We start from the raw sequence: 21004 nt of genomic DNA, 5'->3' as shown, positions 1-21004 counted from the left end.
ATCAGCGGCTTTCTCGTTGTGTACGTGGAAACCGGGCTGGCTTCATGCCAACGGCATCTTCGTTCAGCTCAGTTCGTCCGGCTCGCGCCAGTTCACTGGCTGGCGCTCGATCACTTCCAGCATGTAGTCGGTCAGTTCCGAAGCCTGCTCATCGAACAGACGCACCATTGCGGCGTGCGGATTACGGTAACCGTCGAGCTTGCCCGGCGCATCCAGCAGGCGCTTGATGGCGGCCTGCAGCGCGCTGCCATCATCATCCAGCGGGATGATGTCGCCATTCTCACCGTCGACGATATCTTCGATGACACCGCCTGCGTCGGTGGCGATCACCCAGACATCGCGGATCAATGCCTCGCGGACCGACAGGCCGAAGCTCTCCTTCCACTGGGTCGGGAACAACAGCACGTCGATGCTGCCGAAGAACGAATCGATGGTCTCCTGGCTGTAAGCGGGGACCGCCTTGAAGGTGCCGGGAACCTTCCAGTTGGATTCGAAGATCGAACGACGCCCGAGGTTGAGTTCGTTGTCGACGACATGCAGTTCGTAGTTGGTATGCGGCAGGCCTGCGAAAGCCTTCTTGATCAGGGCGCTTCCCTTGATCGGGCCCTCGCCGCCAACGAAACCGAACCGCAGCGGGCGGGTGCTGGGTGGCTCGCGGTGAATGGCCGAAGCAGGTTTGACGATGCCGTTCTTGTTGACCCGCAGGCGCTCGGGATCAAACCCGTTGTCGGCGTAGACACCAGCGAAGAACTTGCTGGGTGACAGCATCAACGCTGCGCCGGTCAGCACTTCGTGCAGGCGGTACTGGCGATAGGGGTTCATTGCGGGCTGCGGTACGCAACGCGAGCACACATCAAGGTCGATCTTGCGCTGGTAGCAGTAACGGCCCTTGTCGTTGACCATGAACTGGCGCGCACAGATCCACCATGCATCGTGCAGCGTTACCACGAACGGGACGCCTTCGGCCTGGCAGACTTCCGCGATCTGGATGCCGATGCCCTGGATGGAATGGATATGAACCACGTCCGGACGCCAGGCACGGAGGATTTCGCGGAACCCATGCGTGGGATAGGGATTGTCGAAATGCAGGGCCTGATCGTGCTCATGCGGCAGACCCATGGCGAACACCTCGCCCGCGCTCGATTCGTAGCGGGTCACTTTGTAGGCATGCACATCGGTGGCCGGCAGGGTGGTGAATGCCGCGTACTCCGCCCGGCCGCCTGCATTGATGATCCGTGCCATCTGCTCGGCCACGATCGTGGCGCCGCCGAAGCTGCGTGGTTCGAAGAAAATGTTGACGCCCAGAATACGTGGGCGACGCTCGACGGACGGTTCCAACGACTTCAGCCATGGCAGCAGCCTGTGCTTGGCTACGGCTTCAGGGGTGTAGTCATCCTCGACATGGCGACGCGAGTTCTCGCCGATCTGGCGGCGCAGCCCGGGGCTCTCAATCAATGCCAGCAGTTGTTCTTCCCAGTCCTGTTCGGTACTGGCCAGCAGACCGGTGGTGCCGTGCTGGACGGTCTGCTGATACTCCGTACTGGAGGAGCAGACGCTGGGAATACCCAGGATCGCCGCTTCCAGATACTTGATGTTGGACTTTGCGTCATTGAAGACCGTGCGCTCCAGCGGTGCGATGTTGATCTGGCACCTGGCGAGCCTGCGCATGTAGGTCGGGTAATCGGAGGGCGGCAGGCGCTCTACCTGGGCATCGACCTCGTTGAACGCTTCGGGAAGGTTGAGATGACCGATGATGGTAAGGCGAACGTCATAGCGCTTCTTCAGAATGCGCAGCAACGCTGGAGCGGCGATACGGAAATCGGAATCGTGGGCCTTGGAACCGGAGCCATAGACGATGCGCAGCAATCCATCACCACGCGGCGGTGCGGCGGCGATTTCCTCTGCCGCGCGCAGTGTCTCCACGTCCAGTGCGTTCTCGACGACCCAGACCTCGGGCGCACCGGTTGCGCGCATGGCGTCGGCCATGGCGGTGGTCGATGCGATGCAGGCATCGCAAGCCAGCAGCGCCTCCCGGAACAGCGGTACGCCTTCGAGGATGGCCTTGCGCACAATTGGGCTGAGATCGTTGACGTTGCTGTTGTTCCGGTAGTGTTCGATGTCGAAGATGAGATCGTCGACTTCCCAGAACGTACGCACGCCAGCCGCACGAGCGAGGGCGATCGTCTCCAGTTGGTCCGGATAGCCGGGGACGCGGTAGAACACGGCAACGCTGTGCGTGGAGAGCAGGTCGCGGGTAGAGACGACATCAGTCCAGTTGACGACGGTGCAGTCGTAGCCAAGGCTTTCGATCATCAGCTGCTTCTGCAGCACGCGGTACTTCAGGCACTGCCCGATGCCCATTTCCGCCACCAGCAGGACGCGCAGCTTCTGCGAACTGCTCGCTGGCCTTGCCGGCGGAAGCGTATGGACCGGCCTCAGTTTCCAGCTTCCGGCACCTGAGCCCTGGCGGAACAATGCAGCGGGCTGCCGCAGCTGGCTGGTGATCCGGCGTCCGGCTTCGCGGATGCCGTTCTGGCGGGCGACGCGAATCGTGGCCGTGGACAGATGCAGGAGCTGCTTGAGCAGCGAACGGACGCGCCAGACGGCAACGTGTGCCATGCGCAGCGGGGCGGTCACGCGCCAGGAGCGCGAACTCAGCAGCTCTCCGACCTGATTCTGGGCCCGGTGCAGATGATCCAGCGTCGCCTGGGAGGTGATTCCGGATGTTTCCAGTGCGCGGCGTAGCGACGCCACGCGACGTTCTGCACGCAGCAGATTCTGTTCTACCTCGGTGAGGCTGCTTTCCTGTTGTACGACCTGGCTGCGCAGCTGCTCCATGTGCCGGCGTTGCTCCAGCAGCACGGCTTGTGCCGTTTCCAGGGAGGCAAGCTCTTCGATCTGTGGCCGATCACTGGATCCTGATGGTGTCGCTCCGATGCTCCGTTCCGGATCGGCCACGAACAGCCAGTGCCGGCCGTCTGCCAGAGCGTGGCCGGTGATCGCGCTCTCACGAGGCGGAGGGCCCAGCAGCAGGATCCCGCCATGGGTGTCCAGGCGCCGCATCCAGTCCATGAGCTGCCAGCCATCACTGATCTGGTCTGGCGCCAGCATCACCAATGCGTTGAGCTTGGTGCTGCCCAATGCGTCCGGTGCTTCGACCGGGCGCACCGGCAGCCCTTGCGAAGCGGCCAGATCGACCAGCGCTGCAAACAGGGACGAGCCTTCTCCAGCCGCATCGATCACCTGCTGTGGTCGAAGGGTATCCATCAGCCAGCTCGCAATCATCTCCGGTGAAGAGGACTGCGGCGATGAGTGGCTGGCATTGGAGGCTGGCTGGATGGGGTGCGTCATCAGGGGTACCGGAGGGTGGGACGGGGACTCAATGTCCGTTGACGAACTGCTCATAGGCGGACACCACCGACTCGGTATCGCCGTACATCCGGATTGAACCGTTGTCCATCCAGATCACCTTGTTGCAGACACGGCGGATCTCTTCGTTGGAGTGCATGGCCAGCACGACGATGTCCGAACGGCCGTGAAGATCTGCCAGGCGCTGCTTGGCCTTGTGCATGAAGCCGGCATCGCCCACGCCCATCACCTCGTCCAGCAGCAGGATCTGCGCATCAACCGCCGTGGAAATGGCAAATGCCAGACGTACGCGCATGCCACTGGAGTAGGTCCGGATGGGCAGGTCGAGATAATCGCCGAGTTCGCTGAATTCAGCGATTCCCTCCTGCTTTTCGATGATCTCGTTCTTGGTCATGCCCAGCAGCAGGCCGCGCAATCGGATGTTCTGCCAACCGGTGGAGTTGTCGTCCATGCCGAGGCTGATGTCCAGCAGCGGAACCACTTTGCCATCGCGTCGGATGATGCCTCCGGTGGGGGCATAGATGCCGGCGAGGACGCGCAGGAGGGTCGATTTGCCGGCGCCGTTGTGGCCGATCAGACCGACGCGGTCACCGGTCTCCAAGCGAACGCTGACGTCCTGCAGGGCGCGGACGATGATGACGCCGTCGTTGCTGTCGGCAACGGCATTGGAGCGTCCCAGGCGCATCACCTGGCGCTTGAGTGAGCGGCCGTGCACCTCGTAGATCGGAAGATCGAGGCTGACGTGTTCCAGTTCAATGAAAGCCATGTGGAATCCTTACACCCAGTACGCGATGCGCTTGTGATAACGGTGGACCATCACCAGGGCGACGATCCAGCCGACAACGGCCATGACAATGGCCACTCCCCAGGTCCGCACGGAAGGAACCTCACCCAGTACAGGCTGGCGCACGACGTTGAGCAGATAGGCAAGGGGATTGAGATTGACGATGAACGAATACTTGGTCAGCGCTTCCGGCTTGTACATGATCGGGGTGATGTAGAAGGCCACCTGCATGATCGCTGCCACGATCTGCGGGAAGTCACGGAACCGCGCTGACAGCAGTCCGGACAGGGTCGCCATCCAGGTTGCATTGAGCACCACCAGGACCAGGCCGGGAATGACCAGCGGCAGGGTGTCCCAGCGCTTCACGCCGAAGATGGCGAGCAGCGCTACCACGATCACGATGTTGTGGCACAGGATCAGCAGGTTGCGCCACGGCACCTGCAGGATGTAGATGAACTTCGGTGTTGAGACCTGGCGGATGTAGGCGGCATTGGAAATGAACGCGTTGCTGCCCTCCTGCACGGTGCTGGTGAACATCCCCCACATGACCAGGCTGGTCGCCAGGTAAGGCAGGTACTCGCTGAGCTTCTGCCCGAACAGGGTGCCGTAGACCATGCCGATGGATGCGATGATCACGCCCATGCTGATCGTCAGCCAGAACGGACCGACACGGGAGCGGGCGTAGCGCTGGCGGATTTCCAGCCAGCCCAGCAATGTCCACAGGCGCCAGGAGCGCAGGCTGCGTCCCAGGTCGGAGAGTGCTTCATTCATCAAGGAATTCTCGCGGGTTCAATACGGTCACCGCGTGCAGGACGCGGCGTCAAGCCGCCGCTGGCGCGGCGGCGTGGAATCAATGAAGACCTGGCTCAACGTCCCAGGGCAGCGTCCAGTTCGTGACGGAGATCGGCCAGATCTTCCGTGCCCACCGACAGACGTATCAGGTTGTCGGTGATGCCCAGTCGCTTGCGCTGGGCCGGCGGAATCGACGCGTGGGTCATCACCGCCGGCAGCTCGATAAGGCTTTCCACCCCACCCAGCGATTCGGCCAGTGCGAACAGTTCGCAACGTTCCAGCATGCGGCGGGCCTTGGTCTTGCCGCCCTTCACGCGCACCGAGATGATCCCGCCGAAGCCATCCATCTGGCGCTTGGCCAGAGCGTGCTGCGGGTGGCTCTTCAGGCCAGGATAGATCACAGCTTCGATGCGGCTGTCGCGTTCGAGCCAGCGGGCCAGTTCCAACGCGCTTTCATTGTGTGCACGCATGCGCAGGTGCAGCGTCTTCAGGCCACGCAGGGCCAGGAAGGAGTCGAACGGGCCGGCCACGGCTCCGATCGAGTTCTGCAGGAAGGCCATCTGTTCGGCCAGGGCATCACTGCCGGCCACCACGATGCCACCCACGATGTCCGAATGGCCGTTGAGGTACTTGGTTGCGGAATGCAGGACCAGATCGGCGCCGTACTCCAGCGGACGCTGCACCATCGGCGAACAGAAGGTGTTGTCCACGACCAGGAGCAGGCCCTGCTTGCGGGCGAAGGTGCCCAGCTTGGCCAGGTCCACCACCTTGAGCATGGGGTTGGTGGGGGTTTCCGCCCAGATCATGCGGGTATTGGGCCGTATCGCTGCCCGTACCGCGTCCAGGTCGTTCAGGTCGACATAGGTGAACTCCAGCCCCGCCGAACGCTGACGGACGCGCTCGAACAAGCGGTAGGTGCCGCCATACAGATCGTCCATCGCAATGACGTGGTCGCCCGCGTCCAGCAGCTCCAGCGTCGTCGACGCAGCGGCAAGCCCGGAAGCGAATGCAAAGCCGGCGGTACCCCCTTCAAGGCTGGCGACACAGGCCTCGTAGGCGTTGCGGGTCGGGTTCTGAGTACGTGAATACTCATAGCCCTTGTGCTTGCCGGGGCTTTCCTGGACGTAGGTCGAAGTGGCGTAGATCGGCGTCATGATGGCGCCGGTGCTCGGGTCGGGCTGCTGTCCTGCATGGATGGCACGGGTGCCGAGGCCGAGCGAGTTCGGGGTCTTTGCCATTCGAAGTAACCTGGAGGTACGAAGGTTTGGGGGGCCTATTCTAGGGCAAGCCGTGAGAGGGCCCCGCCAAGGTGTTCAGGAAGGTGGTGATGGCGCCAGGGCCTGCAGGATCAGGCCGTCGGGCGCTGCCGGAAGACCAGTCGGGAGAAGATGACGTAGTTCCAGGATGCCACCATGACCATCACGATCAGTTTCGCCAGCAGGGGCGGAACGCCGAGAGGGCCTGCCAGCAGACTGATTGCGACATTGCCCAGGATCAGGTTGATTACAGCCAGGAGCCCGTACCTGGCCAGTTCCGCGCCCCAGGCGCCTTCACTGCGGAAAACCCAGTGGCGATTGAGCATGAAGCTCACGATGAAGCCGCCAGCGAAGCTGACTGATTGGTTCAGCAGCAACCAGTCCGTACCCAGCCCGGTCTGAAGCAGGAGGAAGATCGCATATTCGACGGCGGCGGCCGAGCCACCGGAAAGGAGGAAGCGAAACAGGCGCGGCATCATGGATACGACAGAAGTCCGGAAAGGGAGGGCACCGTTGGCGGCGCCCTCCGTGCAAGCGTCATGCAAACGGGCTCAGAGCGCTGCTTCCAGCTCCGGCAGGATCGCGAACAGATCCCCGACCAGGCCGATATCGGCAATCTCGAAGATCGGCGAATCCGCATCCTTGTTGATCGCCACGATCGTGCCGGCGTCCTTGATGCCGGTCAGATGCTGGATCGCACCGCTGATGCCCACCGCCACGTACAGCTCCGGCGAGATGATCTTGCCGGTCTGGCCAACCTGCAGGTCGCTGGGCACGTAGCCGGCATCGACCGCAGCGCGCGAGGCACCGACGGCGGCGCCGAGCTTGTCGGCCAGCTGGAAGATGACCTTGAAGTTCTCTTCCGAGCCGACGCCGCGACCACCGGAGACCACGCGCTTGGCGCTCTGCAGGTCCGGGCGGTCGCTGGCACCGGCGGCCAGGCCGACGAAGCGGGTGTGCGAGGGCAGGGCGGCATCGACGCTGGCCGCTTCAACGGGGGCACTGCCACCCTGGGCGGCTTCCGGCCACGACGCAGCGCGCACGGTGGCGACCACGATCTGGTCGGCAGGCGCTTCCACGGTGATGATCGCGTTGCCGGCGTAGATCGGGCGCTTGAAGGTATGGCTGCCTTCGACAGCCATCAGGTCGGAGACCTGGTTGACGCCGAGCAGCGCGGCCACGCACGGCATCAGGTCCTTGCCGAAGGTGGTCGACGGGCCGAACACGTGGGTGTAGCTCTTGGCCAGCTGCGCGATCTGCGGCGCCAGCACCTGGGCCAGGGCCTGGGCGTTGGCGGCGTTGGCCACGGTCAGGACCTTGGCGACGCCAGCGATCTTCGCGGCCTCAGCGGCGACAGCGGCCGGATCGGCGGCCAGTACCAGCACGTCGATGCTGGCGCCGCTGATGGCGGCGGCGGCACTGACGGTCTTGGCGGTGGCGGCGTTGAGCTTGCCGTCGTGGTGCTCGGCGATGACGAGAATCCTGCTCATTACAGCAACCCCTTCTGCTTGAGTGCGGCAACCAGTTCGGCCGCGTCCTTGACCATCACGCCCTTGCTGCGCTTGGACGGCGCGGCGTAGTGGGTGGTCTTGAAGGTGTCGGCGGCTTCAACGCCGAGGTCGGCCAGCTGCAGGGTTTCCAGCGGCTTGGCCTTGGCCTTCATGATGTCCGGCAGCTTGATGAAGCGCGGCTCGTTCAGGCGCAGGTCGGTGGTGACCACGGCCGGCAGATCCACTTCCAGCGTTTCCAGGCCGGCGTCGACTTCACGGGTCACCGTGGCCTTGCCGTCTGCGATTTCCAGCTTGCTGGCGAAGGTCGCCTGCGGGCGGCCCCACAGCGTGGCCAGCATCTGGCCGGTCTGGTTGGCGTCGTCGTCGATGGCCTGCTTGCCGAGGATCACCAGGTCCGGCTGTTCCTTCTCGATCAGCTTGAGCAGGGTCCGGGAGGCGGTCAGCGGCTGGATGGCCTGGTCGGTGACGACGTGGATGGCACGGTTTGCGCCCATGGCCAGGCCGTTGCGCAGGTGCGCCTGGGCGTCGGCCGGGGCGATGGTGGCAACCACGACTTCGCTGGCGATGCCCTTGTCGCGCAGGCGCAACGCTTCTTCCAGGGCGATTTCATCGAAGGGGTTGGGCGACAGCTTGACGCCGTCAGTGACCACGCCGGAACCGTCCGGCTTGACCTGAATGCGGACGTTGTAGTCCACCACGCGCTTGTACGCGACGAGGATTTTCATCTTGTACGGGGTCCTTGTAGTACCGGCCGCTGGCCGGCTCACAGTTGCTGGAGATCATCCGGTCCTGCAACAGCAACCGGTTCGGGGGTGGGATCCCGATTCTAGCTGGCTTGGGGTGACCATGCGAATGCGTATGGTTCGGTGGAGCCGCCACGGCGTCCCCGCGTTGGCGTGCTGCGTGTGCAACATGGTGGTGCGGATGCGGGCGTTATGCTCCGGTGGTCACTGAAGTCGCCACGATGTTTCCCGGGCCCGGGGAGAGCGGGTCATGCGTGCGTCAGAACCTGGAGACGATGTTGATGGGATTCGATCAATGCCCTGCCTGTGAGGGGCAGCTCAAGGCTGGGCTGCAGCCTTGGCACCTGCAATGTGGCCGGTGCAGTTACGAGGGAAGCTCGCTTCGCGTGGATATCGACGTGCAGGGGGATCGCGAGGTGCTGGACGAGGTGCTTCGCGAAGAGGGGTTGAGTGACCTTCGGCAACGCAACTTCGCCGTGCTGGCCGAGGATCTGGCAGCGCGGTTCCCGCAGCGGGCGGAGGGGCGCCCGCGGCTGTTGGATGTCGGGTGTGCCCATGGTTGGTTCCTGCAGGCCACCGAGGGCCATTTCGAGGTCGTGGGCATCGAGCCCGACGCCCGCGTAGCCGATTCGGCCAGCGCGCGCGGCTTGCCCGTCCGCCGGGGGTTCTTCCCGGACGTGCTGCAGGCGGGTGAGAAATTTGACGTGATCGTCTTCAATGACGTCATGGAGCACATCCCCGACATCCTGTCTGCGATGCGGGCCTGCACGGCCGTCCTTCGCCCCGGGGGCGTGGTGGTGATCAATGCACCGGCACGCACGGGCGTGCTCTACCGGGTCGCGCGGGTGATGGCCCGGATGGGGGCACCTGCCAGCTTCGAGCGGTTGTGGCAGAAGGGGTTCCCGTCGCCACACGTGCATTACCTGGACGACGGCAGCATGCGCGCGATTGGTACCCGCACCGGTTTGAGCCTGCAGCACGCCCGTACGCTGCCTTCCCTGAGCGTGAAAGGTCTGTACGCGCGCATCCGCTACGACCGGTCGGTGTCGGCGGCCAAGGCCATGGCGCTCACGGCCGCGTTGAGCGTGCTCGCGCCGGTGATGCGGCTGCTGCCTGCGGACATCAAGGTCTGGATGCTTCAGGCCGAGTCCGATCCTGCTGGCGGGATGGCCGGCTAGCGCCTGTTCATTCAGGTGTTGGGGGGGCGAGCGGCTGGGCATGTATCCTTGGCGGTCAACGTGCGGCGGGTTGCAGACGCAGCCCGCAGATCTGCCCACTTCAAGGAGATGCCTTTCGTGCCCACATGGCTTGTCACCGGCGGCGCCGGATTCATTGGCGGTAATTTCGTTCTCGAAGCCGTCGCCCGCGGCGTCAAGGTCATCAACCTCGATGCGCTGACCTACGCCGGCAACCTGAAGACCCTGTCCAGCCTCGAAGGCAACGCCAACCACGTGTTCGTGCAGGGCGACATCGGTGACAGTGCGCTGGTTTCCCGCCTGCTGGCCGAGCACCAGCCGGACGCGGTGCTGAACTTCGCCGCCGAGAGCCACGTGGACCGCTCCATCGACGGCCCGGGCGCCTTCATCCAGACCAACGTGGTGGGCACCTTGGGCCTGCTGGAGGCGGTGCGCGATTACTGGAAGGCGTTGCCGGCCGAACAGGGCGCGGCCTTCCGCTTCCTGCACGTGTCCACCGACGAGGTGTACGGCACCCTGGGCGAGACCGGCAAGTTCAGCGAAACCACTCAGTACGCCCCGAATTCGCCGTACTCGGCGTCGAAGGCGGCTTCGGACCATCTGGTGCGCGCCTTCCACCACACCTACGGGCTGCCGGTGCTGACCACCAACTGCTCGAACAATTACGGCCCGTACCACTTCCCCGAGAAGCTCATTCCGCTGGTGATCGCCAAGGCGCTGGCCGGCGAGCCGCTGCCGGTGTACGGCGATGGCAAGCAAGTGCGTGACTGGCTGTTCGTGTCCGACCACTGCGAAGCGATCCGCACCGTGCTGGCCAAGGGCCAGGTCGGCGAGACCTACAACGTCGGTGGCAACTCCGAGAAGCAGAACATCGAGGTGGTGCAGGCCATCTGCGCGCTGCTTGATGCCCGTCGTCCGCGCGAAGACGGCCAGCCGCGCAGCAGCCAGATCACCTATGTTGCAGACCGTCCCGGTCATGACCGCCGCTATGCGATCGATGCCTCCAAGTTGAAGAACGACCTGGGCTGGGAGCCGGCCTATACGTTCGAGCAGGGCATCACCTTCACCGTCGACTGGTACCTGGACAACCAGGAATGGGTCAACGGCGTGCTGGATGGCAGCTACCGCCTGCAGCGCATCGGCACCACGGCCTGAACCCAGGAGACAACATGACCCAGCGCAAGGGCATCATCCTCGCCGGCGGTTCCGGCACCCGGCTGTATCCAATCACCAAGGGCGTCAGCAAGCAGCTGCTGCCGGTGTACGACAAGCCGATGATCTACTACCCGCTCAGTGTGCTGATGCTGGCGGGCATCCGTGAAGTGCTCATCATCAATACCCCCCATGAGCAGGTGCTGTTCCAGCAGCTGCTGGGCGATGGTTCGCAGTGGGGCATGGACATCCAGTACGCGGTGCAGCCGAGTCCGGATGGCCTGGCACAGGCCTACCTGATCGGTCGCGATTTCGTGGCCGGCAAGCCGAGCTGCCTGGTGCTGGGCGACAACATCTTCCACGGCCATGGCTTGCGTGAAGTGCTCAAGCGTGCCGATGAGCGCGACCACGGTGCCACTGTGTTCGGGTACTGGGTGAATGATCCGGAACGTTACGGCGTGGCCGAGTTCGACAAGAGTGGCAAGGTCATCGATCTGGTGGAAAAGCCGGAGAATCCGCGCTCGAACTACGCGGTCACGGGCCTGTACTTCTATGACGGCAAGGCCAGCGATTACGCGGCCGAACTCAAGCCGTCGCCGCGTGGCGAACTGGAAATCACCGACCTCAACAAGCGCTATCTGCAGGAGGGCAATCTGCACCTGGAAGCGCTGGGCCGCGGCTATGCCTGGCTCGATACCGGCACCCACCAGTCCCTGCTGGAAGCGTCCAACTTCATCGAGACCATCCAGACCCGCCAGGGCCTGCAGGTGTGCTGTCCGGAGGAAATCGCCTTCGGCAAGGGCTGGATCAATGCCGAACAGCTGGAGGCGCTGGCCGCACCACTGATCAAGAATGGCTACGGCCAGTACCTGCACACGCTCGCCCTGCGAGGAGTCGTTCCGTGAAAGTAATTGAAACCAAGTTGCCCGGTTGCGTGGTGATCGAGCCGGCCGTGTTCGGCGATGCCCGTGGCTATTTCTTCGAGACCTGGAACGCCGAGCGCTTCGCCGCGCTGGGCCTGCCGGATCGATTCGTTCAGAGCAACGTGTCCACCTCGGCACAGGGCGTGCTGCGTGGCCTGCATTACCAGTGGCCGCGCCCGCAGGGCAAGCTGGTGTCGGTGCTGGAGGGCGAGGTGTATGACGTCGCCGTGGACATTCGTCGCGGCTCGCCGACGTTCGGTCAATGGGAAGCGGTGGTGCTGAGCGCGGAGAACAAGAAGCAGTTCTGGATTCCGGAGGGTTTCGCGCATGGCTTTGCCGTGCTCTCCGAGCGCGCGGTGTTCAGTTATCTGTGCACCGAGGTCTACCTGAAGGACTTCGACGCCGGTGTGCGCTGGAATGATGCCGACATCGCGGTGGATTGGCCGGTCAGTGCACCGACGCTGTCGGCCAAGGACGAGAACGCGCCGTTCCTGAAGGACATCGCCGAAGATCGCCTGCCGGTCTACGTGCCATGACTGTTCTGGTGTTCGGTGGCAACGGCCAGGTCGGCCAGGAGCTGCTGCGCGCGCTGGCGCCACTCGGTGAGGTGATTGCCACCACCCGCAGCGGGCAGCTGCCCGACGGCAGTGCCTGCGAGGTGGCGGATTTCGGCCAGCCCGACAGCCTGCCGGCGCTGCTGGACCGGTTGCAGCCGTCGGTGGTGGTCAACGCGGCCGCCTACACGGCCGTGGATCGTGCCGAGCAGGATGCCGAGGCGGCCTTCGCCGCCAACGCGCAGGCACCGGGCGTGATTGCACGCTGGTGCGCCGCTCACGACGTGCCGTTCGTGCATTACTCCACTGATTACGTGTTCGATGGCCAGGGCAGCGCACCCTACCGCGAGGATGAGCCAACCGCGCCGCTGGGCGTGTATGGCACCAGCAAGCGCGATGGTGAGGAAGCGGTGCGTACGGCCGGTGGCCGTCATCTGATCTTCCGCACGGCGTGGGTCTATGCCTCGCACGGCGTCAACTTCCTGCGCACCATGCTGCGCGTGGGCGCCGAGCGCGATGCGTTGCGGGTGGTGGCCGATCAGATCGGCACGCCGACCCCGGCCGCGCTGATCGCCGACGTCACCGCGCAGGCGCTGCAGCACCCCGGGCAGCTGTCCGGTACCTGGCATCTGACGGCCAGCGGCCAGACCAGCTGGCATGGGTTCGCCGAGGCGATCTTCGCCGAAGCATTGGCCACTGGCCTGTTGGCCAAGGTACCGACCGTCGAGGCGATTGCCAGTTCCGAGTATCCGACGCCGGCAAAGCGCCCGGCCTGGTCGGTGCTGGACAACCGCAAGCTGCAGCAGGATTTCGGCATCGTGCTGCCGGCATGGCAGGACGGGTTGAAGCGGGTGATGGCTGAGATTGCCGGCGCCTGACAGTAGATCCACGCCATGCGTGGATAAGGCCCAGATCGGAATCGAACAGCATCCACGCATGGCGTGGATCTACCGATCAACCGGCGGGTGCCGGGCCACAGGCCCGGCACCAGATAACCCTCAACTCCGACCGTACGTATCCTCGAAGCGCACGATGTCATCCTCGCCCAGGTAGCTGCCGGACTGCACTTCGATCAGTTCCAGCGGCAGCTTGCCGGGGTTGCGCAGGCGATGGGTCACGCCCAGCGGGATGTAGGTGCTCTGGTTCTCGCTGAGCAGGATCACCTCGTTGCCGCGTGTCACTTCAGCGGTGCCGCTGACCACGATCCAGTGCTCGGCGCGGTGGTGGTGCATCTGCAGGCTGAGCGTGCCACCGGGCTTGACCGTGATGCGCTTGACCTGGAAACGCTCGCCGTTGTCGATCGAATCGTACGCACCCCACGGGCGGTAGACCTTGCGGTGCCATGTCGCCTCGCTGCGACCGTCGGCCTTCAGCTGCGCCACCACGGTCTTGACCTCCTGCATGCGGTCGGCCTTGCCGACCAGCACTGCATCGTCCGTCTCGACCACGATCACATCGTCCAGGCCGACCAGTGCCACCAGACGCTCCGCGTAGGCGTAGGTATTGCGGCAGTCGATGGCGATCACATCACCCTGGTGGGCGTTGCCGTCGCCGTCCTGCTGCGAGACATCGCGCAGCGCCGTCCACGAGCCGACATCGTTCCAGCCTGCGTCCAGCGGAATCACCACGGCATCGCCGGTCTTTTCCATCACCGCGTAGTCGATGGAGTCGGAAGGAACCGCAGCGAAGGCGTCCTTGTCCAGACGGGTGAAATCCGCATCGCGGCGGGCCTGCTGCCAGGCCTGGCGGCAGCCGGTCAGCATGGCAGGCTGGAAGCGTTCCAGTTCCTGCAGGTAGCGCGAGGCCTTGAACAGGAACATGCCGCTGTTCCAGTAGTACTGGCCGCTGCTGACGTAGCCGGTGGCCGTCTCCAGGTCGGGCTTCTCGACGAAACGCTCGACTGCGCGAAGGCCCTGGCCATCAGCCGCCTTGATGTAGCCATAGCCGGTTTCCGGGCCGGTCGGCACGATGCCGAAGGTGACCAGCTTGCCGGCCTCGGCAGCATTGGCTGCAGCCTGCACAACCTGGCGGAACGCGGCCTCATCGGTGATCACATGGTCCGAGGGCAGCACCAGCAGCAGCGCATCAGCGCCATCACAGGTGGCCTCCAGTGCCGCCACCGCGATGGCGGGCGCCGTATTGCGGCCCACCGGCTCCAGGATGATCGCAGCCGGCTCGGCGCCCACCTGCTGCAGCTGCTCGGCAGCGACGAAGCGGTGCTCTTCGTTGGCGATCACCAACGGACCGTGTGCGGCGATGGGAGCGACGCGCTGCCAGGTGGCCTGCAGCATCGTCTGTTCGCCTGCCAGCGGCAGGAACTGCTTCGGGTACGCCTCGCGCGACAGTGGCCACAGGCGGGTGCCGGAACCACCGGACAGGATGACGGGCTGGATGTTGCTCATGATCTTCCTTGATTACTGCTGGATGAGGCGGGAAATGTCATCAGTGCGCGCCTGCATCAGTGCCGCGTCGCCGCGGGCTTCAACGTTCAGGCGCAGCAGTGGTTCGGTGTTGGAACTGCGCAGGTTGAAGCGCCAGTCGCCGAAGTCGGCACTGATGCCGTCGGTGTGGTCCAGTGCCGGGGACTGCGCCGCGAAGTGCGCCATCACGCGTGCAACGGCCGCCTTTGCGTCGGCGACCTTGAAGTTGATCTCGCCACTGCAGGGGTAGGCGGCCATGCGGTCTTCGACCCAGTCGGCCAGCGAGCGTCCGCTTTCGGAAATCAGCTGGGCGATCAGCAGCCACGGGATCATGCCGGAATCGGCGTAGGCGAATTCGCGGAAGTAGTGGTGGGCGCTCATCTCGCCGCCGTACACCGCATCCTCAGCGCGCATTTTTTCCTTGATGAAGGCATGGCCGCTCTTGCACAGCACCGGCACGCCGCCGGCCTGCTCCACCATCTCCACGGTGTTCCAGACCAGGCGCGGGTCATGCACGATCTTGCCACCGGGATTGCGCGCCAGGATGGCCTTGGCCAGCAGGCCGACCAGGTAGTAGCCCTCGATGAAGCGACCGCTGTGATCGAAGAAGAAGCAGCGATCGAAGTCACCGTCCCAGGCGATGCCGAAGTCGGCACCATGCTCGCGCACCGCGTCGGCGGTGGCAGCACGGTTTTCCGGCAGCAGCGGGTTGGGAATGCCGTTGGGGAAGCTGCCATCGGGCTCGTGGCAGATGCGGATGAACTCGAACGGCAGGTGCGGTGCCAGCAGGTCGACAATCGCGCCCGCGCCACCGTTGCCGGCATTCACCACCAGCTTCAACGGCTTGAGCTTGCCGGCATCGACATAGCTGAGCAGGTGCTGGATGTAGGCGCTCTTGTCATGCTGGGCGGTCTGCCCGGCGCGCGGCGGCTGGGCCTCGGACGTATCGGCGGCCACCGCGTCGGAAATCGCAAACAGGCCGGTATCGGAGCTGATCGGACGGGCATTCTCCTTGACCAGCTTCATCCCGTTGTAGTCCATCGGGTTGTGGCTGGCGGTCACCATCACGCCGCCGGCCGCACCGAGGTGATCGGTCTGGAAGTAGACCTCTTCGGTGCCGCACAGACCGATGTCGATCACCTCACGGCCGGTACCGCGCAGGCCTGCGGCCAGCGCATCCTGCAGCGCCGGGCTGGTCAGGCGCACATCGTGGCCGAGGACCACCGGGCCGGGAGCGAGCTGCGCGGCCAGGGCGACGCCAATGCGGCGGGCCAGGTCTTCGTTCAGTTCTTCCGGCACACGGCCGCGGATGTCGTAGGCCTTGAAGGCGGGCAGGGGCATCGATCAGATCCTTTGTGAGCTCAGTCTTTCATTGTAGCGCCCGACCTGTACGGGAATCGTTTCCATCAGGCAACGCCACGTGACTGACGTTCGAAATCAGGCCTGCACCGACCCTCTGCCGGCCCGGCCACGGCGTTTGACCGGTGCACCCGGCAACGGCGCCAGCAGCGCCTGCACATCGTCCTCGCTGAAGCGCGGCCCGGCGCTGCCGCCGCCTTCCAGGATTGATTCGGCCAGCGCTGATTTGCGCTCCTGCAGCTCGGCGATCCGCTCCTCGATGCTGCCAGCCGCGATCAGGCGGTAGACGAATACCGGTTGCTGCTGCCCGATCCGGTGGGCGCGGTCGCTGGCCTGGTTCTCAGCCGCCGGGTTCCACCAGGGGTCGAAGTGAATGACGGTGTCGGCGGCGGTCAGATTCAACCCCACGCCACCGGCTTTCAGGCTGATCAGGAACACCGGTACCTCGCCCTGCATGAAGCGCTGCACCGGTGTGACCCGGTCCTGGGTATCGCCGGTCAGGGTCACATAGGCCAGGCCCATCCCGTCGAGGGCCTGCGCGATCAGCGCCAGCATGCCGGTGAACTGTGAGAACAGCAGGATGCGACGACCTTCCTCGACCATCGGCGGCAGCATCTCGCGCAACAGCTCCAGTTTGGCCGAGCCTGCAGCCCGTGCCGGGGCGTTGCCCGGCAGCAGGCGCGGATCGCAGCAGACCTGGCGCAGTTTCAGCAATGCATCCAGCACCACGATGTGGCTGCGCGCCAATCCGCTGCCGCTGATGGCCTCGCGTACCTGCTTCTCCATCGCGGCACGCACGGTTTCATAGAGATCACGCTGGCCGCCCTCCATCTCCACCGCGCGGGTGATGATGGTCTTGGGCGGAAGCTCCGAGGCGACCTGGTCCTTGCGTCGGCGCAGGATGAACGGGCGCAGCCGCTGCGCCAGCAACTGGGCACGGCGGTGGTCGCTGCCGCGTTCGATGGGGTGGCGCCAATGCTGGTTGAACTGCTTCTCGGTGCCGAGCAGGCCGGGCAGCAGGAAGTCGAACTGCGTCCACAGTTCGCCCAGGTGGTTTTCCAGCGGCGTGCCGGTCAGGCACAGGCGATGGCGGGCCTGCAATGTGCGCAGCGTGACGGCCGCACGTGATTTCGGATTCTTCACCTGCTGGGCCTCGTCCAGGATCAGCAGATGGTAGGCATGTGCCTGCAGCGCCTGCTCGTCGCGCCACAGCAGGGGGTAGGTGGTCAGCACGAGGTCGTGTGCGGGAATCGATTCGAACAGCGTCTCGCGGGCCGGTCCGTGCAGGGTCAGCACGCGCAGGTCCGGGGTAAAGCGCGCGGCTTCGCTCTGCCAGTTGTGCAGCAGGGACGTCGGCACCACCAGCAGCGCAGGCTGATCCAGACGCCCGCTTTCCTTTTCGATCAGCAGATGCGCCAGCGTCTGCACGGTCTTGCCCAGGCCCATGTCATCGGCCAGTACGCCGCCCAGACCCTGCTGGCGCAGGTACTGCAGCCACGACAGGCCCTCGAGCTGATAGGGACGCAGCGTCGCCACCAGCCCCGCCGGCGGCGATACTTCGCCCAGTGCGGGTGCCTGCATCAGCCGCTGCACGAGCGCCTGGGTATCCTTGCGGCCGCGGAGCTGCAGGCGCGCAGTGTCCTGCAGTGCCTGCAGGCGGCCACGGTCAAGCGCAGACAGGCGCAGCGGCGCGCCACGCTGGGCGAACAGGTCGGCCAACAGGGCCATGATCGGTTTCAGTCGTGCGGCCCGCAGTGCCAGGCGCGTGTTGTCGCCTGCCATCAGCAGGATGTTCTCGTCGTCGCCGATGGCGTCCAGCTGGCCACGCATCCAGCGGGGATCGGACTGCAGCACCTGCTGCAGCAGCGGAACCATCGACACGTTGCGGCCTTCCACCTGGATGTCCAGGCCCAGGTTGAACCAGCCCGCATCCGCCGGGTCCGCCTGGATGTCCAGGTTGATCTCATCGACCCGGGTGATGCGATGGCGGAAATCGTCGTCGGTCTCCACCTTCCAGCCCAAGGCTTCCAGGCGCGGCACGTCGTCCAGCAGGAACCGTGTCCAGTCATGGGTGCGCAGCTGGAACTGCGGGCCTGCGCCATCCAATGGCGCCCGCGGCTCCGTGTCGCGATGCAGCCCCACCGAGCGCAGCTCGGCCTCACGTCGTGATTCCTCACCCAGGTCACGGGGCAGCAGGGCGAGCTGGCCCTCCGGATCGTGTGCGAACAGGCTCGGATCATCCAGGAACCGCACGTGCTCGTCGTACTCGAAGGCCACGGTCGCGATATCGGCCCATTGCGAAGGGTCGCGGGGGCCGAGCCACGGCGGACGGAACTCGACCGTGTGCAGGCGAAGCACGGGGGTCATGGCGCTGATCTGCAGCGTAGGCAGCGTGTCGCTTGCATCGGGGCGCGGCAGCGCGGGGTCGATCTGTTGCAGCAGTTGCGCCACGATCGGTTCCTCATCGGGGAGCAGGTGGGGAAGGGCGAGGAACGCGTCCGCGTCCTCCGGCTTGACGTCCAGCAGGAGAAGGCCGACTTCACCGGAGACCGGATCCAGGTAACCGGCACCAGATCCCAGTACGAGGCCTTCCGCATCGCCTTCCACGCTCAGTGCCGGCGCCAGCAGCAACCTGCCGTGAGTCGTCTCTGCGCTCCACCCCAACGTACCGCGACGTGGTGCGCCGGGCTTGGCCGGCACGCGATCATGCATGCCACATGACACCCAGCCATGCCCGCTGGACACGATCGACTGCAGGATCGTGCCGACGTCGAACCACTCCGGCGGTTTCACCGACTGATGCAGGGCCCACAGCTGCGCCACCGCGGCCAGGTCGGCCTGCGTCAGGTAGGCGGGCGGTTCCAGCAATAGCTGAGGGGTGATTTCCTGCCACTTGTCGAACTCGATCGTGCCGTCGAGGGCGTACTTGACGCGACGGAGCAGGATGGAAGGCCGGTGATTGAACGTGGACAGCTCGAAGATGATGCCGTTTCTACGTGACCGGGGAGGCTGGGCTCTGACGGCCTGCCAGCGTGACAGCTGTTCCAGCAGTTCGCGGCGTGGCGACTGGCCCGGTTCGTGCGCCGACGCTGGATCGTCATCGCCCAGATCTGCTGCGTCCAGCATGTGGGCGACCAGCACGGCCGCCACGTGCTTGCAGTGATGGCCGACAGGGCACGAGCATTCACTTTGCAGGCGGCTGCGAGGATGGCGCAGGCTGGCTTCCAGATCGATTTCCACCCGGTAGGGATATCTGGCCGAGCCTTTCACTTCGGCGATGAGCATTCCACTGGTCAGATGCATGTTGCGGACACCGGACAGGCAACGTTCGCTCTTTTCCAGTGTCCACGCGTCCATCCAGCGGAGCAGGTCTTCTTCGGTGTAGGTCTGGGCCATCAACGAGGGTGGGCCGGGCATGGGGCCGGCCATTGGCAGGGGAACCGGGCATTCTACGGAACCCAGTGCGATGCCCGTGCAATGCTGCGGCGCATCCAGGCCCTTCGCCGCCCTCCAGCTAGAATGCGGTCATCCTCAACGTGCAGGGTAGTACAGCAATGCAGCAATCGACTTCCACCGGCAAGCGCAGCAAGCGCTTCGCCAGTGCGGCGGAGGCCCTGCAAGGGGTGGTCGCCGATGGCCAGACGCTGGCCGTGGGCGGCTTCGGCCTGTGTGGCATTCCCGAGGCATTGATCGCCGCGCTGCGCGACAGTGGTGCCAAGGGCCTGACCGTGATCTCCAACAATGCCGGCGTTGATGGTTTCGGCCTGGGCCAGCTGCTGGAAACCCGGCAGATCAAGAAGATGATTTCGTCCTATGTGGGCGAGAACAAAGAGTTCGAGCGGCAGTTCCTGGCCGGCGAGCTCGAGCTGGAGTTCAACCCGCAGGGCACCCTGGCCGAGCGCCTGCGTGCCGGCGGCGCGGGCATCCCGGCGTTCTTCACTGCCACCGGCTACGGCACCGTGGTGGCCGAGGGCAAGGAAACCCGTGAGTTCGATGGCAAGCACTACGTGATGGAGACCGCGCTGCGCGCCGACGTTGCCCTGGTCAAGGCGTGGAAGGCCGACGAAGCGGGCAATCTGGTGTTCCGCAAGACCGCGCGCAACTTCAACCCGGCCTGCGCGATGGCCGGCAAGGTCTGCATCGTGGAAGTGGAAGAGGTAGTGCCGGTTGGCGCCATCGACCCTGACCAGGTACACCTGCCGGGCATCTACGTGCACCGTATCGTGCACAACCCGCATCCTGAGAAGCGTATCGAACAGCGCACCATCCGCGCGGAGGGCAACTGACATGGCGTGGACCCGCGATGAGATGGCGGCACGTGCCGCCCGCGAACTGACCGATGGCGCCTACGTGAACCTGGGCATCGGCCTGCCGACCCTGGTGGCCAACCACATCCCCGAAGGCGTGGACGTGTGGCTGCAGTCGGAAAACGGCCTGCTCGGTATCGGGCCGTTCCCGACTGACGCCGAAGTCGATGCCGACCTGATCAACGCCGGCAAGCAGACCGTGACCGCGCGTGCCGGTGCCAGCTACTTCGGCAGCCACGACAGCTTCGCGATGATCCGTGGTGGTCACGTCAACCTGGCCATCCTTGGCGCCATGCAGGTCACCGACAAGGGCGACCTGGCCAACTGGATGGTGCCGGGCAAGATGGTCAAGGGCATGGGCGGTGCGATGGACCTGGTGGCCGGCGTGCAGCGCGTGGTGGTGCTGATGGAGCACACCGCCAAGAACGGCGAGCACAAGATCCTGACCGAATGCACGCTGCCGCTGACCGGTGTTGGCGTGGTCGACCGCATCATCACCGACCTCGCCGTGTTCGATGTCACCGACGCCGGTCTGCAGCTGGTGGAAGCGGCGCCGGGCGTCAGTGATGACGAGCTGAAGGAAAAGACCGGCGTGGCGTTCCAGCGCGGCTGAACGATGGATGGAAGGGGCGCGCTGT

At 64.8% G+C, this 21004-nt stretch carries 17 protein-coding genes; 7 read left to right on the top strand and 10 right to left on the bottom strand.

Annotated elements, in window-relative coordinates; translation table 11 throughout:
- Positions 1–63: 63 nt before the first annotated feature.
- The 7 genes from ABR323_RS02710 to ABR323_RS02680 form a co-directional block, all read right to left on the bottom strand.
- Positions 64–3267, bottom strand: a complete 3204-nt coding sequence (locus ABR323_RS02710) for a glycosyltransferase (RefSeq protein ID WP_439448097.1) — start codon at positions 3265–3267, stop codon at positions 64–66.
- Between the two features lie 112 nt (positions 3268–3379).
- A complete protein-coding gene (locus tag ABR323_RS02705) occupies positions 3380–4135 on the bottom strand; it encodes an ABC transporter ATP-binding protein (protein ID WP_110710968.1) in 756 nt (251 codons plus the stop codon).
- Between the two features lie 9 nt (positions 4136–4144).
- Positions 4145–4924 (bottom strand): ABC transporter permease, encoded by a 780-nt coding sequence (locus tag ABR323_RS02700; RefSeq protein ID WP_439448096.1) that lies wholly within the window; start codon positions 4922–4924, stop codon positions 4145–4147.
- A 95-nt stretch (positions 4925–5019) separates the two neighbouring features.
- On the bottom strand, positions 5020–6183 hold the full coding sequence (locus ABR323_RS02695; protein ID WP_439448095.1) for a cystathionine gamma-synthase: 1164 nt from the start codon (positions 6181–6183) through the stop codon (positions 5020–5022).
- 110 nt (positions 6184–6293) lie between these two features.
- Positions 6294–6680 carry a GtrA family protein gene (locus tag ABR323_RS02690; protein WP_439448094.1) on the bottom strand — a complete coding sequence of 129 codons (387 nt, stop codon included), beginning with the start codon at positions 6678–6680 and terminating at the stop codon, positions 6294–6296.
- A gap of 72 nt (positions 6681–6752) precedes the next feature.
- Complete coding sequence (locus tag ABR323_RS02685; RefSeq protein ID WP_439448093.1) at positions 6753–7691, bottom strand: electron transfer flavoprotein subunit alpha/FixB family protein; 939 nt, start codon at positions 7689–7691, stop codon at positions 6753–6755.
- On the bottom strand, positions 7691–8437 hold the full coding sequence (locus tag ABR323_RS02680; RefSeq protein WP_057496707.1) for an electron transfer flavoprotein subunit beta/FixA family protein: 747 nt from the start codon (positions 8435–8437) through the stop codon (positions 7691–7693). The genes ABR323_RS02685 and ABR323_RS02680 overlap by 1 nt, the downstream gene beginning before the upstream one ends.
- Positions 8438–8841: 404 nt before the next feature.
- Between ABR323_RS02680 and ABR323_RS02675 the strand changes: the two genes are divergently transcribed.
- The 5 genes from ABR323_RS02675 (at position 8842) to rfbD (ending at position 13158) form a co-directional block, all read left to right on the top strand.
- Complete coding sequence (locus ABR323_RS02675) at positions 8842–9633, top strand: class I SAM-dependent methyltransferase (RefSeq protein WP_439448092.1); 792 nt, start codon at positions 8842–8844, stop codon at positions 9631–9633.
- A gap of 117 nt (positions 9634–9750) precedes the next feature.
- Complete coding sequence (gene rfbB, locus ABR323_RS02670) at positions 9751–10806, top strand: dTDP-glucose 4,6-dehydratase (protein WP_439448091.1); 1056 nt, start codon at positions 9751–9753, stop codon at positions 10804–10806.
- Between the two features lie 14 nt (positions 10807–10820).
- Positions 10821–11708, top strand: a complete 888-nt coding sequence (gene rfbA / locus ABR323_RS02665; RefSeq protein ID WP_439448090.1) for a glucose-1-phosphate thymidylyltransferase RfbA — start codon at positions 10821–10823, stop codon at positions 11706–11708.
- Positions 11705–12262: a dTDP-4-dehydrorhamnose 3,5-epimerase gene (gene rfbC / locus ABR323_RS02660; RefSeq protein ID WP_004141806.1), complete on the top strand. Its 558-nt coding sequence runs from the start codon at positions 11705–11707 to the stop codon at positions 12260–12262. The genes rfbA and rfbC overlap by 4 nt, the downstream gene beginning before the upstream one ends.
- On the top strand, positions 12259–13158 hold the full coding sequence (gene rfbD, locus ABR323_RS02655) for a dTDP-4-dehydrorhamnose reductase (protein ID WP_439448089.1): 900 nt from the start codon (positions 12259–12261) through the stop codon (positions 13156–13158). The genes rfbC and rfbD overlap by 4 nt, the downstream gene beginning before the upstream one ends.
- 120 nt (positions 13159–13278) lie before the next feature.
- Here the strand turns inward: rfbD and ABR323_RS02650 are convergent, their stop codons facing one another.
- From ABR323_RS02650 to ABR323_RS02640, 3 genes are all read right to left on the bottom strand, one after another.
- Positions 13279–14682 carry a mannose-1-phosphate guanylyltransferase/mannose-6-phosphate isomerase gene (locus tag ABR323_RS02650; RefSeq protein WP_439448088.1) on the bottom strand — a complete coding sequence of 468 codons (1404 nt, stop codon included), beginning with the start codon at positions 14680–14682 and terminating at the stop codon, positions 13279–13281.
- Positions 14683–14694: 12 nt separating this feature from the next.
- Entirely contained in the window at positions 14695–16041 is a 1347-nt protein-coding gene (locus ABR323_RS02645) for a phosphomannomutase (RefSeq protein WP_439448087.1), read from the bottom strand.
- Positions 16042–16137: 96 nt separating this feature from the next.
- Positions 16138–19455: a DEAD/DEAH box helicase gene (locus tag ABR323_RS02640; RefSeq protein ID WP_439448173.1), complete on the bottom strand. Its 3318-nt coding sequence runs from the start codon at positions 19453–19455 to the stop codon at positions 16138–16140.
- Between the two features lie 158 nt (positions 19456–19613).
- Here ABR323_RS02640 and ABR323_RS02635 point away from each other — a divergent pair, with 158 nt between their 5' ends.
- Positions 19614–20345: a CoA transferase subunit A gene (locus ABR323_RS02635; protein WP_049434964.1), complete on the top strand. Its 732-nt coding sequence runs from the start codon at positions 19614–19616 to the stop codon at positions 20343–20345.
- Between the two features lies 1 nt (position 20346).
- Positions 20347–20979: a CoA transferase subunit B gene (locus ABR323_RS02630; protein ID WP_054170964.1), complete on the top strand. Its 633-nt coding sequence runs from the start codon at positions 20347–20349 to the stop codon at positions 20977–20979.
- The last annotated feature ends 25 nt before the right edge of the window (positions 20980–21004 follow it).

The sequence above is a fragment of the Stenotrophomonas sp. ATs4 genome, from assembly GCF_051861585.1.
Lineage (GTDB): Bacteria > Pseudomonadota > Gammaproteobacteria > Xanthomonadales > Xanthomonadaceae > Stenotrophomonas > Stenotrophomonas maltophilia_AS.
The sequence above is the reverse complement of the archived record's forward strand: the minus strand, read 5'-3'. Positions and strand labels throughout refer to the sequence as shown.